This window comes from Aeromonas sp. 75A (assembly GCF_051919425.1).
GTDB lineage: Bacteria > Pseudomonadota > Gammaproteobacteria > Enterobacterales > Aeromonadaceae > Aeromonas > Aeromonas veronii.
In genome coordinates, this window is record NZ_JBQBES010000002.1 from 2,638,145 (window position 1) to 2,652,295 (window position 14,151).

Here is a 14,151-nt window from a genome sequence, read left to right on the forward strand (position 1 = left end):
CTTATGCTACGTTCCATCTTCTGTTCAAGTCTTATGCTGTTGGCAGGAACGGCATTGGCAAATGGCTATGTGACGCCTAACCCAACCCATGATTACTATATATCGTTGGACAAGGCTGACATTCAAAACAGACCTGGTTTTACTACCAAAGCATTTGAGTGGAATTTGGGAGGGCAATACTCAGGTATCGTTACCTGCCCAGATAGAAGCATTCCACAATCTCCAGTGTACTATAAAGCGACAATGACTGATGGCTTGCCTCAAGCTGGTGATGGTTTTGTAAAACTAAATGACTTTTTGGATATGAAAGTCGAAATTTGGATAGCTGGTTGGAAGAAAAAATTTGTTACAGCCCCATTTCCGAATGAAAGTAACGATTACCCAAATTACTCTTGTACTAAAGGGAAAGAGACAAGAATAAATAATTTCGAAAGCGGTAGCCGTGGAAAGGTAACTTTTCGCGTGAGAAAACAAATAATTAATGGTGTGCAAATATCAGATCGTCAAGTTGTAGAGATGTATGGTCGTCTAGGGGCTACAACGACAGACTTTAATAGTTTGCCAATGTCTAGGATTACGATTACATCTGCAATTTTATATGTACCAGAAGAGTGCGTGATCAATGGTGGGCAGACGATTGAAGTAGAGTTTGGTGATTTGCCAGGATCAGGATTGGATGGAAATAACTTTGAAAAGACGGTTCCGCTGACATTTCAATGCCGTGGTGGTGTTTTCGAAGGGGATGCTTTGAAGATCAATCTTGGTATTTCTGGAAAACCAACCTCTTTCAGTCAAGACTATCTGCGGACAACTCGGGATGGCTATCAAGGTGGAAATGTTATTTCCGATTTAGGGATAAAATTCAAACAGCTGGATGGTTCTCAGCTGAAATTGAATACCTTCTATCCGGTTTCCATGCAGGGAAATATCGGTGACTGGGGCTTTATCGCGGCACCGGTAACCCCAGCAGGTGCAGATATTCCGGCGGGCGATTTCTATGCGACTGCCACCATCGTTGCCGAGTTCCAGTGAGGATTTGTAATATGTTGCGGACATTGTGGATAGGTTTGGCGCTTTGCCCGATGCTGGCCGTGACGGCGGCTCCTCGTGCCAGCAATGACCTGGAATTGCTTGGCAATACGGTTCATCTCCATGGCAGGATCATCGATCAGCCATGTGTGGTTTCTCCTGAATCCCTTGATCAGGAGGTCGAGATGGGGGTAGTTGACGTGAAGGAACTCTATGCCAACGGAGTCGGACAGCTAGTGCCGTTCTTCATTCGTCTGACCAATTGCAAGCCGGGTATTTTCCGCATGGCCAAGGTGACCTTTACTGGCTCGCAGGATACCGAACTCAGCGGCGGATTGGCATTCACGGCCGGGATTGCCAGGGGGGCAGGCATCCGCCTGTATGACGTGGCTCAATCACCTCTGAATTTGGGTAGTGCCTCCCGCGGCTATCTGCTAGGTGGTGCGGCAGATAATGAGCTGCAATTTTTTGCCAGAGTCGAAGGACATCCGGCGGCATTGACCGCCAAGAACATCCAGCCTGGCGACTATTCTGCCGTCGCCAATTTCATCGTTGCTTATGAGTAAACTCAGAAGTCGTTGCGCTGGATGACTTTTGTATTGCCATGGCTAGGCCAGGTGATGACGCCACCTAGATAACTGGAAAGGTAAATACCTCCGGGCAATTGAATGAACTTGGCTTTTTGTTTGGGGGGCGTTAGCGCCGCGACCAGAGTGGCGACCAGAGCGTTATTGGTCAGCGCCTGCTGGTCAATGAAATTGACAATGGTATTTTTTATCTCGACCGAAATATCGCTATTATCCCGCTCCAGATCCCCAACAGAATCCAGATTGAACAGTGTCTTTCCCTGATTGTCAGTGGCTATCACGGTGGCCACTACTATTTCTCTGTTCATAGTCACAATATATTTACTCTTTCTGGTCATTTCTACCCAGTTGTCTGGTGCCTGACAATCTCTGTGATATCTGACTGTGGTTTCTTGATTATTGTAATAGTTGTTGGAAACATTATTTCCCTGCTGGTTCATGGTTGTGATAACGCATTGAACTTCTTCGGCCACAGGGTGACCGCTACGCAACAGGAAGATATTTTCGGATAATTTCCTGCTGCTATTGTTGATGGAAAAATAGCTGATGGCTTCTTTTCCAACCAGAATTGAAATCTGCTCATCAGCTTTACGTGAAACAGGTTTTATCAAGGGCGACAGTGAATCTATTTTCACATTCAGTGCTTTTTCCGTCTCGCTGGTCATGTAGAGAGAAATCTGACCTAAATTGATAGCGCGTAGTGTATTTGCTGTCGCATAGTTATAAATGACGAGGGCTAGTGAAGTCAGCGAGACCAGCAGCAATGCAAACAGCAAAATACGCTTTGGGCTGAAATATCGGTCATATTTGCGGCGAGTATATTGCCGCCTGGCTTGAGGTGCAGGGGAAGGCGTCGGCGCATGAATTTCTTCCGCTGGTGCTGGTTCTTCACTTTCCCCAGCGAGCTCAATCGGAGCACAAAACATATAGCCAACCCGTGGAATGGTATCGATCGCATCCATTAAGCCGAAGGATTCCAGCTTTCTTCTCAACGAGAGTATCTGCCGGTTCAAATTGGTATCGGTATTGTCCTGATTTGGCCACAAGGCATCCTGCAGTTTGCTTCTTGGAATGACAGTGCCAGCCTCATCACACAGCATTTCGAGTAGCTCGGCTTCCTTGTTGCTGAGCTTGATGCCCTTGTCCCCTTTCGAGATTCGGAATATTGCAGCGGAGAAAAAGATATCCTCTGCAATTTTATAAATTCTGTTACTCATGTGTGACTCGTCTTACTGCCAAGGAGAGCATTTTACCACCACGCAGTCTTTGTTCAAATAATGATAAATCGTCAATTTCTTTTATTATCATATGGTTAGCTTTCCTACTAAATGCATGGTGGAGGGTATGGTACTACAGCCAATTAATTTGGTTCAAAAAATGTGCAAAAAAAGGCCGTTTATGTAATCGTTCTCACTTATTCAGACTGAGGAGGAGGATTTTGATACCACCAGCATTTTATTTTGAGTCATATGTGTATTTGGATGGCTCCATTGTGTCAGTTTTTGTCGCATGAATAATTATTGCGACCTAATAATATTCTGAAATTGTTTTCGTTGTGGCTTGAGATTGCCGCCAAGATCGGGCCAGGGGAGCCAGTGGTCGGGCACCATAAAGCCGGGCAGGGTGGCACGGATCCAGGCAGCCAGTTCGGAGTCGGGAACCGGCTCGCCGTGCCAGTCGATAAAGGCGGCGGGGCGTTGCCCCCACTCGTCGCTCGGTACCGGCACCACCAGCGCCTGAGCGACAGCGGGATGATCTACCAGTCGCTGCTCTATGGTTTCTGGCTGGATATTCTCCCCGCCCGAGATAAAGAGGTTATCGAGCCGCCCCTCTACCAGCAGTTCCCCTTCCGCAGTGAATCTCCCCTTGTCGCGAGTATGAAACCAGCCCTCGTCATCGAGGGGGCGATCCAGCTCGCCAGCCCGGTAGTAACCGGCAAACAGGGTGGCGCCGCGCAAGCAGATCTCCTGCTCCCTGATGCACACTTCCCGACCCGGTAGCGGTTTGCCAACTACGCCTGCATCGCCGGGGATAGCGGTACAGACCTGACTGCCCATCTCGGAGAGACCATAACTCACCTTGGGTTCGAGCCCCATGGCGCAGAGGCGCTTCACCAGCGGTTGCGGGATGGCGGCGCCACCGAGCAGCAACTCGCGCAGGCGGGTACGGGCGGGAGCAAAACCCTCTGCCAGCAGACGCCAGAGCTGGGTTGGCACCAGCGAGAGGTGAGTGATGGGCTGGCACTCCAGCCGCTCCTTGAGGGGCCGTTCACGTTGATCCAGCACCAGCGTGGCGCCCGCCAGAAAGACCCGAAACAGGATGGCGTAGCCGCCCACATGGAACAGTGGCAGGGAGAGCAGCCAGCCGCAGTCCTCATCGAGGGGAATGAGGCTGGCAGAGCCGCGTGCCGAGGCCAGGTGGTTGCAGAGCCGGTGCACCACCGCTTTCGGCGTGCCGCTGGAGCCGGAGGTGAGGATCATGTTGTTGAGCTGGGTCGATTCCAGCGGCCACGCTTCCTCTCTTGCCGGCAGTTCGCGCGTGAAGTCGAGCTGCAAGGGCTGCCAGTTGCCTGCCGGGATCTCCCCTGCCGACCAGAAGGCGTCGGCATCGAGTTGTACCGCCAGCTCGCGCTGCTTTTCGAGAGGAAAGGCGGGGTTGAGCGGGCAGAACACCACGCCGCTGCGCACGCAGGCCCACGCCAGCAGCACATCTTCCAGCGCACCGCGCACCACCGCCGCCAGATGATCGCCACGGCGCACGTCGGCCTGTTCCAGCTGTTGGCACAGGCTGTTGAGGCGGGCATCGAGCTGGCGGTAACTGAAGGGCGAGGCGGCGTGGATGGCAATGCGGTTCGGGGCTGTGATTGCCCGGTGGCGTACCGGGCAAGGTGTCTGTTCGGGTGAGCGGGAGGGGTCAATCACGGTAATACAGTTGCTCCAGTCGGCTCAGTTCCGGTTTGCCATCTTCCCCCAGCAGGTTGCCTGCCATCCAGCGGCGGGTATCCAGCCCCGGCGCCTGTTCCGGTGCCCATTCGCCTGCCAGATGAAAGAGCTGGTTCAGGCCCAGATCCGATTCGAAGCAGGAGGAGATGATCACCTTGAGCCGCAGTTCGCGGGCGCGGGCGATGAGCGCTTCGCAGTTTGCGAGTGAACCGAGCAGGGTGGGTTTGAGCACCAGCGCGCGCAGTTGCGGGATCGGCTCCCATGGCTTGTCCTGCGCCAGCAGTTCGTCCAGCGCCACCGGCATGCCGGTGCGGTTGGCGACAAAGGCGATGTCGGCAAAGTCGGCGCAGGGGTCTTCCAGATACTCGATGCGATTCGGGTCGAGGTGGCCGCAGAAGGTCCACGCCTCCTCGCGGGTCCAGCCCTGGTTGGCATCCAGCACCAGCTTGAGGGAGGGGAGGCGATCGCACAGCAGGCGGATCAGCGCCAGCTCGTCACGCATCGGGTAGCGCGCCACCTTCAGCTTGGCCTTGCCGGGCGTGCGGTGCAGCCACTCTTTCCAGTTGCGCAGCAGCTCCTGGGGGGAGCCTTGAATGAGGGGATAGGGTTCCGGCAGCGGGTTGCGCTGCTCGGGCCATGTCCGGCGCGCGCAGTCGAGGCCAAATTGCACCGACGGCAGCACGGGGTTCGGGGTGTCGCCAGCGGCCAGGGCCGCCAGTGTGGCAAGGGCTTCTGCCTCTGCCTGTTGCAGGCTCTCTTTCGAGAAGCCGGGCAGGGGGGCGATTTCCCCCCAGCCGTCGTTGATGCGCACCAACAGCCCCTCTCGCGCCACCTCCACCTTGCCGTGAAAGGTCAGTGGCTGGGTAAAAGGCAGTTGATAGCGATACAGGGCGAGTGTCATCAGGGGTTCCGCTTGTATTTGGAGAAGTCGGGGCGACGCTTTTCGTTGAAGGCGTTGCGGCCTTCCTGACCCTCTTCGGTCATGTAGAAGAGCATGGTGGCATTGCCCGCCAGCTCCTGCAAGCCCGCCTGACCATCACAGTCAGCGTTGAGGGCGGCTTTCAGGCAGCGCAGCGCCATCGGGCTGTTTTGCAGCATTTCGCGGCACCAGCGCACGGTTTCACGCTCCAGTTCCGCCAGCGGCACGACGGTGTTGACCAGACCCATGTCGAGGGCTTGCTGGGCATCGTACATGCGGCAGAGGAACCAGATTTCGCGGGCCTTCTTCTGGCCGACGATGCGAGCCATGTAGGAAGCCCCCCAACCGCCGTCGAAGGAGCCTACTTTCGGGCCGGTCTGGCCAAACTGGGCGTTGTCGGCGGCGATGGTCAGGTCACACATCATGTGCAGCACGTGGCCGCCACCGACCGCGTAGCCCGCTACCATGGCAACCACAGGTTTCGGGCAGGTGCGGATGTCGCGCTGGAAGTCGAGCACGTTGAGGTGGTGAGTCCCCTCGTCATCCCGGTATCCACCGTAGTCGCCACGGATCTTCTGGTCGCCGCCGGCGCAGAAGGCTTTCTCACCAAAACCGGTCAGGATGATGGTGCCGATCTGATCGTCATAACGGGCATCGGCCAGTGCCTGCAGCATCTCTTTGACGGTGCGGGGGCGGAAGGCGTTGCGCACCTGGGGACGGTTGATGGTGATCTTGGCAATACCATCGTTGGACTTGTGATAGAGGATGTCCTCGTAACCGGCGGAGCAATCCTGCCACTCAACCGGAGCATACAGTTCAGCTTCCGTCATTGCTTCAATCATGACTCGTCTCTTCTTGTTGGTTGACCCACTCCGCGAGGAGTCGGGCAAAGTTATCAGGCTGATGGGCGTGCAAATTATGGCCGCCATCCAGCACCAAGTGGTTGATTCTGCGATTTTGGTTTGCCAACTGGCAAGCCAGCTGATGAAATTTGTGATCCCTCTTACCACTCACCCAGGTGACCGGCAGCTGGCTCGCCATGAGCCAGGGGGCGAGATCCGGCTGCTTGCCTAGCGAGGTGGCGCGCAGCATGGTGGCGATGCCCTGACCGTCGTTGCCAAGGCGGCGGGCGATCTGGCTGGCCCGGGCCGCATCGTCAAGATCGGCAAACACCCCTTGCCGGTACCAGTCTGCCAGCACGTCAGCCAGGGGCTCACGCTCAAAGCGCTGCGCCCACTGTTCATCGTGCTGGATGCGGGCGGCCCGCTCACAGGCCGGTAACCCCGGGTTGCAGTTCTCCAGCAGCAGCCCCCGCAGCCCGGTGGGCTTGCGGCTGGCGTGGTAGAGGGCCAGTCGCCCACCCAGCGAATAACCCGCCAGCAGATAGCGTTCAATGTTGTGGCTGGCCAGCTCGGCGACCAGCCACTGGTGGCTCTGCTCAAAGTTGCTGACGGTGAGAGCGCTATGCTGACCATGACCTGGCAGATCGAGGGCGATGCAGCGGATGGCGGGCAGCCGGTCGATCACCGGTTGCCAGTCGCCGCCATCCCCCAGCAGGCCGTGCAGCAGCACCAGCGGCACATTGGCATCTTTATTTGCCACGGATGGCGGCCCCCAGCGCCTTGAGATCATCGGCCACCTGCTCGCTCGGTACCCGGATCTCGATCAAGGTAACGCCATGTTGGAGGGCGGCGCGGTAATCCTGTTCGAACTCGGGCAGGGTGGTCGGCGCCCGATAGGCGAGACCAAACATGGCGGCGGCATGTTCAAAGCTGAGACCGTGGGGCAGCCGGTAGTAGCTCTCCAGCAGCTCCCCTTCGGTGGGCACCGGCAACATACGAAAGATGCTGCCGCCATCGTTGTTAAGCAGGATCACCACCAGCGGTCGGCTCGCCTTGCTGAGCAGGGCCAGGCTATTGAGATCGTGCAGGGCGCTGAGATCGCCAATCAACAGGGTCGTTGGTTGGTCGCTCGACTGGGCAAACCCGTAGGCGGTGGCGATCAGGCCATCGATGCCGGAGGCGCCACGGTTGGTCATCACCCGGCTCGGCCCCTTGCCCGTTTCGCCGAGCATATCCATCAGTCGGGCTGGCATGCTGTTGCCGACAAACAGTTGCCCTTCGATCAGGCGGTTGAGGCGATGGCAGACCCCAAGCTCCGAGAAGTGCTCGCAGGCAGCGGCGATCTGCTGGCTGGCGTTGTGTTGCAGCTCGGCCAATGTGTGCCAAGGGGCTTGTGTGGTGACCGGATGGGCCGCAGCAAAGGCGCTGGCACTGCAGAGCAGCCGGTTGCGCAGCCGGTAGTCGGGATCGAGCCGCGCCGGTTGCGGATCCACCAGCCAGTAATCCTGCCATGCATGCTGTTTGATGAACTGGCCGAGCCGCTTGGAGACCAGTCGTGCGCCAAATTGTAACAGCACCTCGGCGCGGCCCAGCTCGGCGACGAATTCAGGGTCGTTGAGCGCCATATCCATATGGATGAGGTTGCGACTATCGAAGCGGATCTGGCTCTGCAGGTCCGCCAGCAGCGGCCAGCCGAGTTGCTCCGCCAGCGCAGCGGCGGTCTGTGCCTGCTTCGGGTCGGTAATGCGACCAGCCACAACGATGCCGCGCTGTTGCCGAAAGGTTTCCCACTCCGCCTGAGGTGGGCAGGTCGGCTCGCTTTGCTGCCACGGGCTCCACGGCTTGTGCGAGCCGAGCCAGTCACCGAGGGGGGCCAGATAGTCGGAGAAATCCTGATAGTGCTCGCCCGGGTAAAGGGGCTCGGGGTACATGCAGTTGAAGTGCACCACCCCGGGAGTGAGCGCCTGTTTGGCCAAGGCTTGGTCCACCGAGCTCAGCACAAACGCCGCCGGAATGGTCGGGGTGGGGCTCGGCAGGTTCTGTTGATAGACGGGGTAGTGGCCGAAGATCCCCTGCTGGTCGATCGCCTGATTGGCGCCGTTGTCGATAAGCTCGTGAGGGCGATCGGCGGAGAGAATAATCAGCGGCACGCCGGTCAGCTGGGCCTCTGCCACGGCGGGCCAGAGGTTGGCTACCGCGGTACCCGACGTCATGATCACCGCCACCGGCCGGTTGCTCCCCTTGGCCAGACCCAGCGCCATAAAGCCGAGGCCGCGCTCGTCAAAGTGCAAGTGACGACGAAAGCCCTGATGGGCGGCGGCGGCCATGGTCAGCGGCGCGGAGCGGGAGCCGGGGGCCAGCGCGATGTCGCGCACCCCGAGGCGAAAGAGCTCCTCCAGTAAGAGGGAGGACCAGACGTGGTTGAAGGTGGCGTGCTGGCTCGAAAACGGGGGGCAGGCAAACTCTTCGCTGGCAGGCTCTTTACGGGTGGGCATAGGGGCTCTCGTAGCGTGAAAAGGGTGAATGACTATCCCAGCAGGGAGAGCACATTGGCGATCTTGTTGTCGAGTTCGGCCCACTCGGCGACAGGCTCGGAACCGGCGACAATGCCGGCACCGGCAAACAGGGTGACGCTGCCCGGCTGAATGCGGGCGCTGCGAATGGCGACCGAGAACTCGGACGTCTCCCGACTCAGCATGCCGCAGGCACCGGCGTACCAGCCCCGATCGTAGGGCTCGAACTCGCGGATAAAGGCGAGCGCCGCCTCGCGCGGGGCACCGCCCACCGCAGGAGTCGGATGAAGGGCATCGAGCAACTGCCAGTCGCAGACGCCGGGCTTGAGTTCGGCCTCAATATCGCACTTGAGGTGTTGCAGCAGCCGCAGTTTGAGAATGCGTGGCTCGGTCAGGGTGGCATCGTGGGTCAGTGGTGCCAGACGGCTGAGGATGTCGGCGTGTACCAGCCGGTTCTCCAGCCGGTTCTTGCTGTCGGCCAGCAGCTCGGCGGCCAGTTGGGCATCCACCTCTTCATCGCCGGAGCGGCGAATGGTGCCCGCCAGCGCCTCGGTAAAGAGGTGGCGATCTTCCCGGCGGTAGAGCCGCTCGGGGGAACAGGCGATAAAGGCCTGCTCGGGGGAGAATTGAAAACCGAAGTGGAAGCAGTCCTGGGCGTGGCGGGCCCACTGGTCGAGCATGGCCCAGGGATTGATATCCGCATCATGGTTCGGACTGGTCAGCACGCTCTCCCGCGACAGCACCACCTTGGGAGTGTGGGCCTGAAAATCGGAGGCGGTGACGCGCTCCACCAGCGTCTGCCACTGGGCGGGGCCAGGGCAATCCTGTCGCTGCCAGGGCTGCTTTTGCAGGGCGGGCAGCGGGGCTTCCGGGCGCAGGGCATCGAGGGCGGCGTCGGCCGCCTGCAGTTCGGCCTCGAGATTGTTTTCATCCAGCCAGAGGTTGAGGCAGAGACTGACGCACTCGCCACGGCGCACCAGCTCGATGCGGGGCAGCACGAAACGGCAGGGGCCAAACCCTTGCCAGCCGGACTGGGCCGGATCGAACGCCAGTCCGCCATAGTAGCGAGGGCTATCGTCATGATGCTGGTTGGCTGTGTTCGTGCACACCTGCTTGATGGCGTGCGGCTCGGTCAGTTCATGGATGGCGCCCAGCGCGACATACTCGGGACGAGCCTCTCCACGGGCCTGCCAGTAGATGCGGGGATAGAGGGTTTGCGCCGCGAGCCAGCCCAGAAAGGAGCGGATTTCGATCGCCACTCGCAACCGTACGAAGCCGCTGACGTTGCTGTGACGCAGGGCGTCCAGTTGTTGCTTGATATGGGTCTGAGCCAACATGGATTCTTTTCTGAGCCGGGTAGTAACGAGCGATCCGGTAGCTGGATGCCGTAGGTTTATGCCAAAGGGCGATGATTTCCTATATATTATCTGCCCATTCGTCCATGTAAATCGCCCGCGGGAGCTTCACTCTCCGGGGCCAAGTATACCCAAATCCGGTTCGATAACCCTTAACACGATCAATATCCGATTGTTTGGCCATCACAAAATGACAAATACCTTCTCTGTTTGGTTGCTGGCGGCGCGTTTGCGAACATTGCCGCTCGCCTGCTCTTCCATCCTGCTGGGCTCGGGGCTGGCTGCCAGTCGTGGTGCCTTCGATGGCTCCATCATGGCGCTTTCCCTGCTGACCGCCATCCTGCTGCAGATCCTCTCCAATCTGGCCAACGATTACGGCGATGCGGTCTCCGGCGCCGACAACGGCGAGCGGATCGGCCCGCAGCGGGCAGTGGTCTCCGGTCTTATCACCAAAAAGCAGATGTGCGTGGCGATGGGGCTGACTGCGCTGGCGGCGGTGGCCAGTGGCCTGCTGTTGCTGGGCTGTGCCTTTGGCGGCCAGTGGCTGCAGATTTTGGCATTTGTGGTGCTGGGTGGCGCGGCCATTGTCGCTGCGGTGACCTACACTGTCGGTAAGACTCCTTACGGCTATCGCGGGTTTGGCGATATCTCGGTGTTCCTCTTCTTCGGCTTGCTGGGGGTGCTCGGCTCCTACTACCTCTTCACCAAGAGTCTGGAGTGGGAGCTGCTATTGCCTGCCACCGCCTGTGGCCTGCTGGCCACCGCCGTGCTCAATATCAACAATGTGCGCGACATCGAGACCGACGCCGCCAGCGGCAAGATCACCCTGGCGGTGCGCCTTGGCCGCAATCGCGCCATCGCCTATCACTGGGTACTGCTGGGGGCTGCGTTGCTGGCAACCATCGTCTTTATCCTGATCCAGCCCGCCAGTTTCTGGCCGTGGATCTTCCTGCCCGCCATGAAGCCTCTCAGCGATGCGGCCAAGACCCTTCGCGAAAGCTACGATGGCGAGGTGCTGACCGGTGCCCTCAAGAAGACCGCCATCAGCGCCTTTCTGTTCAGTCTGCTGCTCTCCATCGGGTTGGCGCTCTCCTGATGAGCGACCTGCTTGTTGTTATGTGAAACGGGCTCCCGAGGCGGGAGCCCTTTTTGTGTGCCGATGCAACGCGTTGGTACTGAATCAGTCAGACAGGAAGACTGCCATGCGTGCATCACTCAAACAGAAAATCATTCAGGTATGCCAGCAAAAAATCGCCCAGAAGGGGGAGACGGTCGGGCTCTCCTTTTATGCTTTTTTTGCCAATCGCAATGACGATCCCGATTTGTTGATGGAGGCGGCGACCTGGTGGATCCAGACCCACAAGCTCGATCACTTCGAGAAGGCCAAGAAAATTCTCTTGTTGGTCGAGCAGGAGTGATAGTCGGCTGCCATGAAACAGAGAGGGCTCCCAAGCGGGAGCCCTCTCTGTTGGTTAATGATGTTATTGACTAGCTGGCGCGCGCCACCTTGAGGGGGCGACGGGAGAAGAGCAGGGTATCCAGCAGCCAGATGGCGACCATGGAGGCGCCCACCAGCGGGAAGGTGATCCCCAGCAGGATCAGCAGGGCGATGGCACCGCGCATCGGCGGGAGTTTGGTGGGCAGTGGCGGCGCGGCGAGACGGCCCTGCGGGCGGCGGCACCACCAGATCCAGAGGCCGCTCATGGCGCTGGCCAGCACCATCAGACAGATGATCAGCATGGCGAGCTGATGGGGCCAACCGTAGAGCTTGCCCATGTGCAGCATGACGCCGCTCTCTACCGTCTTGGCGACCGTGCCGTAATCCTGCCAGCGCACATCGGCCAGCACCTTGCCGCTGTATTGATCGATATGCAGGGTGGCGTCGTTGCGCGGATCGTCGGCAAACAGGGCGATGGTGTAGACGCCGGTGGTGCCGACCGGCGGGGTGATGCTGTAGCCCGGACTCACTTTTCGGGCTGTGGCGATATCCACCACCTGTTGCAGCGGGATCCGTTGGCTGGCCATCACCACTCCCTCGTGCTCGCCGTGGTTCATGGCACCGTGATCGTGCCCCTCATCAACCGGCTGCGAGCTGGGCATGGGGGTATTCTCCACCGCCCAGGGGACGGTCTGCTCGTGAGCCTGATTCAGGGTGCGAGCCAGCGGTGCCGATTTGGGCACCTCGTTCCACATGGCGGCCGGGAAGCGGTTCCAGACTGCGGCAAACTGGTCGCCCCAGAAACCGGTCCAGGTCATGCCGCTCAACAGCAACAGCAGCAGGAAACCGGCGCCCCAGAAGCCGACCACGGCGTGCAGATCCCGCCACCAAAGGCGTCCGCGCTGGCTCACTCTGGGCCAGAGGATGCCGCCCACCCCGGGCCCCTTGCGTGGCCACCAGAGGTAGAGACCGCTCAGCAGCAGTACTAGTCCCCAGCCTGCAGCCAGTTCGATCAGCCGGTCCCCCGTGGTGCCGAGCAGCAGGTCGGCGTGCAGGGAGCGAGCCACCGCTTGCAGATTCCACTTGTTGTCCATGGTGCCGAGCAGGGCGCCGCTGGCGGGGTCCATAAACAGGGTCAGCTCGCGATCCCCCTGATTGACGATGAACTGGGCGCTCTGGTCGGGTGCGGCAGGCGGCAGGTATTTACGCAGGCTGGCATCGGGCATGGTCATCATCGCCTTGGCCAGTAGCTGGTCGGCACTCAGGGTCTGGCTGGCGGGGGTGACCTTCATCAGCTCGGGGTACATCAGGTTGTCGAGCTGGGGTTTGAACAGATAGACGATCCCGGTCAGTGACAGCAGGATCAGGAAAGGGGCGACAAAGAGACCTGCGTAGAAGTGCCAGCGCCAGATCCGTTGGTAATGACTCGAGTCCCTGTTTTTCATTGCACATCCTTGTTGGGGGGAAAACCTTTCGGCTGGTGGAATGTTTGTGGCGGCGCGGATAATAGCAGTAACGTTTCGTTAACTGCAATCACACATCTTGAGAGCGATTCAGTGCGGGATGTCGGTAACATGAGGTGCAGACGGTTTGCAGGATAGGATGATCACGCTTTGGGGAAAGCCTGTTTGCTGCTGGACTTTTCCTTATAAATTATTACCTTGTGGTAACAATTTGCAGGCGATGGTGGTGGTAACGGAATGGGAGCAGTCATGCAGCCACATGGGCAATTTGACATGGAGCGCAGGGGCCAGATGCTGATCTGCCGCCCGAGTGGTCCCTTCAATCTGGCAGGCGCCATGGCCTATGAGGCGCGCTTTCGTCACGAACTGGTCGGTCTGATGGATGGCCCCTGGGGGATTGTCGAGGTCGCGACCGAGTTTGAAGCGGCCGGGCCCGAGGTGCTGGCCCGTTTTCGTCGCCAGTTTGGCTGGTGTGCCGAGAGTGGCTGTCAGTTTCTGGCGGTGGTTTTCGTAGGGGGCTTCAAGCGCTATCTGGCGGATAACATCTTCAAGGGATTGCCCTTTCGGGCGGTACGTTACTTCGAGCAGGAGGCAGCGGCCATCCAGTGGCTGGGGGAGCAGCTCAACATCGCTCCCTGTGAACCTGCGAGCGCTTGACGACCCCGCATTCTGGTTGGCTCGGGTTTACTCCAGCTTGATAAACCACTTGTCCCGTTCGTCAACGCAGTCGGGTTCACCCATTTCGAATTCACGGCAGATCAACGGCCGTACCTCGTAGATACGGCACATCATTGTGTTGCGGTCGAGGGCGGCGCACCAGCCATCGTCCAGCCGGCGCATGACCGGTATCTCGCCTTCCCGTTCCAGTACATAACGGTCCGGCACGCCGGTATCGGTAAAGAGCATCACTTCGAGGCTGCAGCAGCAGGCTTCGCAGTTCTGGCAGCTCACATCGGTTTGGATTGCTTGGGTCATGGTGCCTGTCTTGCCGCATGGCGGCATCGGAGATATGAAACAGGCGCCTGTCAGGCGCCTGTGGTCTGGCTAACGACTTGCAAAGAAC

At 58.8% G+C, this 14,151-nt stretch carries 14 protein-coding genes; 5 read left to right on the top strand and 9 right to left on the bottom strand.

Annotated elements, in window-relative coordinates:
* The first annotated feature begins 3 nt into the window (after positions 1-3).
* The gene (locus tag ACTG2T_RS12355) at positions 4-1,032 is read left to right on the top strand and encodes a fimbrial protein (protein WP_330125436.1); all 1,029 of its coding nucleotides are present in this window, start codon (positions 4-6) and stop codon (positions 1,030-1,032) included.
* 11 nt (positions 1,033-1,043) lie between these two features.
* Positions 1,044-1,595, top strand: a complete 552-nt coding sequence (locus ACTG2T_RS12360) for a fimbrial protein (RefSeq protein ID WP_019445472.1) — start codon at positions 1,044-1,046, stop codon at positions 1,593-1,595.
* A gap of 2 nt (positions 1,596-1,597) precedes the next feature.
* Here the strand turns inward: ACTG2T_RS12360 and ACTG2T_RS12365 are convergent, their stop codons facing one another.
* The 7 genes from ACTG2T_RS12365 to ACTG2T_RS12395 all read right to left on the bottom strand — a co-directional run bounded on the left by ACTG2T_RS12365 (position 1,598) and on the right by ACTG2T_RS12395 (position 10,169).
* A complete protein-coding gene (locus tag ACTG2T_RS12365; RefSeq protein WP_330125437.1) occupies positions 1,598-2,833 on the bottom strand; it encodes a winged helix-turn-helix domain-containing protein in 1,236 nt (411 codons plus the stop codon).
* A gap of 300 nt (positions 2,834-3,133) precedes the next feature.
* Positions 3,134-4,537, bottom strand: a complete 1,404-nt coding sequence (gene menE, locus ACTG2T_RS12370; RefSeq protein WP_330125438.1) for an o-succinylbenzoate--CoA ligase — start codon at positions 4,535-4,537, stop codon at positions 3,134-3,136.
* The gene (gene menC, locus ACTG2T_RS12375) at positions 4,530-5,459 is read right to left on the bottom strand and encodes an o-succinylbenzoate synthase (RefSeq protein ID WP_330125439.1); all 930 of its coding nucleotides are present in this window, start codon (positions 5,457-5,459) and stop codon (positions 4,530-4,532) included. The genes menE and menC overlap by 8 nt, the downstream gene beginning before the upstream one ends.
* Positions 5,459-6,319, bottom strand: a complete 861-nt coding sequence (gene menB / locus ACTG2T_RS12380; RefSeq protein WP_005354934.1) for a 1,4-dihydroxy-2-naphthoyl-CoA synthase — start codon at positions 6,317-6,319, stop codon at positions 5,459-5,461. The genes menC and menB overlap by 1 nt, the downstream gene beginning before the upstream one ends.
* Entirely contained in the window at positions 6,312-7,109 is a 798-nt protein-coding gene (gene menH, locus ACTG2T_RS12385) for a 2-succinyl-6-hydroxy-2,4-cyclohexadiene-1-carboxylate synthase (RefSeq protein ID WP_330125440.1), read from the bottom strand. The genes menB and menH overlap by 8 nt, the downstream gene beginning before the upstream one ends.
* A complete protein-coding gene (menD, locus tag ACTG2T_RS12390) occupies positions 7,069-8,814 on the bottom strand; it encodes a 2-succinyl-5-enolpyruvyl-6-hydroxy-3-cyclohexene-1-carboxylic-acid synthase (RefSeq protein WP_330125441.1) in 1,746 nt (581 codons plus the stop codon). Before menD ends, menH begins: the two co-directional genes overlap by 41 nt.
* 32 nt (positions 8,815-8,846) lie before the next feature.
* Complete coding sequence (locus ACTG2T_RS12395; RefSeq protein WP_150389764.1) at positions 8,847-10,169, bottom strand: isochorismate synthase; 1,323 nt, start codon at positions 10,167-10,169, stop codon at positions 8,847-8,849.
* A gap of 208 nt (positions 10,170-10,377) precedes the next feature.
* Here ACTG2T_RS12395 and ACTG2T_RS12400 point away from each other — a divergent pair, with 208 nt between their 5' ends.
* Together ACTG2T_RS12400 and ACTG2T_RS12405 are read left to right on the top strand one after the other, a co-directional pair.
* A complete protein-coding gene (locus tag ACTG2T_RS12400; protein WP_330125442.1) occupies positions 10,378-11,283 on the top strand; it encodes a 1,4-dihydroxy-2-naphthoate polyprenyltransferase in 906 nt (301 codons plus the stop codon).
* A gap of 106 nt (positions 11,284-11,389) precedes the next feature.
* Entirely contained in the window at positions 11,390-11,605 is a 216-nt protein-coding gene (locus ACTG2T_RS12405) for a DUF6500 family protein (protein ID WP_033136028.1), read from the top strand.
* A gap of 70 nt (positions 11,606-11,675) precedes the next feature.
* Here ACTG2T_RS12405 and ACTG2T_RS12410 read toward each other — a convergent pair whose 3' ends face one another.
* Positions 11,676-13,070, bottom strand: a complete 1,395-nt coding sequence (locus tag ACTG2T_RS12410) for a PepSY-associated TM helix domain-containing protein (RefSeq protein WP_319919716.1) — start codon at positions 13,068-13,070, stop codon at positions 11,676-11,678.
* Positions 13,071-13,337: 267 nt separating this feature from the next.
* Between ACTG2T_RS12410 and ACTG2T_RS12415 the strand changes: the two genes are divergently transcribed.
* On the top strand, positions 13,338-13,745 hold the full coding sequence (locus ACTG2T_RS12415) for a hypothetical protein (protein WP_330125443.1): 408 nt from the start codon (positions 13,338-13,340) through the stop codon (positions 13,743-13,745).
* Positions 13,746-13,772: 27 nt separating this feature from the next.
* On the opposite strand, the gene ACTG2T_RS12420 is transcribed toward ACTG2T_RS12415, so the two are convergent.
* Positions 13,773-14,063, bottom strand: a complete 291-nt coding sequence (locus ACTG2T_RS12420) for a YkgJ family cysteine cluster protein (protein ID WP_330125444.1) — start codon at positions 14,061-14,063, stop codon at positions 13,773-13,775.
* Between the last annotated feature and the right edge of the window lie 88 nt (positions 14,064-14,151).

Excerpts from the sequence above, each read along its gene's own strand:
- ACTG2T_RS12355 (WP_330125436.1), top strand. The coding sequence starts at position 4 with ATGCTACGTTCCATCTTCTGTTCAAGTCTTATGCTGTTGGCAGGAACG.
- ACTG2T_RS12360 (WP_019445472.1), top strand. The coding sequence starts at position 1,044 with ATGTTGCGGACATTGTGGATAGGTTTGGCGCTTTGCCCGATGCTGGCC.
- ACTG2T_RS12365 (WP_330125437.1), bottom strand. The coding sequence starts at position 2,833 with ATGAGTAACAGAATTTATAAAATTGCAGAGGATATCTTTTTCTCCGCT.
- menC (WP_330125439.1), bottom strand. The coding sequence starts at position 5,459 with ATGACACTCGCCCTGTATCGCTATCAACTGCCTTTTACCCAGCCACTG.
- menB (WP_005354934.1), bottom strand. The coding sequence starts at position 6,319 with ATGATTGAAGCAATGACGGAAGCTGAACTGTATGCTCCGGTTGAGTGG.
- menH (WP_330125440.1), bottom strand. The coding sequence starts at position 7,109 with ATGATCTCAAGGCGCTGGGGGCCGCCATCCGTGGCAAATAAAGATGCC.
- menD (WP_330125441.1), bottom strand. The coding sequence starts at position 8,814 with ATGCCCACCCGTAAAGAGCCTGCCAGCGAAGAGTTTGCCTGCCCCCCG.
- ACTG2T_RS12395 (WP_150389764.1), bottom strand. The coding sequence starts at position 10,169 with ATGTTGGCTCAGACCCATATCAAGCAACAACTGGACGCCCTGCGTCAC.
- ACTG2T_RS12400 (WP_330125442.1), top strand. The coding sequence starts at position 10,378 with ATGACAAATACCTTCTCTGTTTGGTTGCTGGCGGCGCGTTTGCGAACA.
- ACTG2T_RS12405 (WP_033136028.1), top strand. The coding sequence starts at position 11,390 with ATGCGTGCATCACTCAAACAGAAAATCATTCAGGTATGCCAGCAAAAA.
- ACTG2T_RS12410 (WP_319919716.1), bottom strand. The coding sequence starts at position 13,070 with ATGAAAAACAGGGACTCGAGTCATTACCAACGGATCTGGCGCTGGCAC.
- ACTG2T_RS12415 (WP_330125443.1), top strand. The coding sequence starts at position 13,338 with ATGCAGCCACATGGGCAATTTGACATGGAGCGCAGGGGCCAGATGCTG.
- ACTG2T_RS12420 (WP_330125444.1), bottom strand. The coding sequence starts at position 14,063 with ATGACCCAAGCAATCCAAACCGATGTGAGCTGCCAGAACTGCGAAGCC.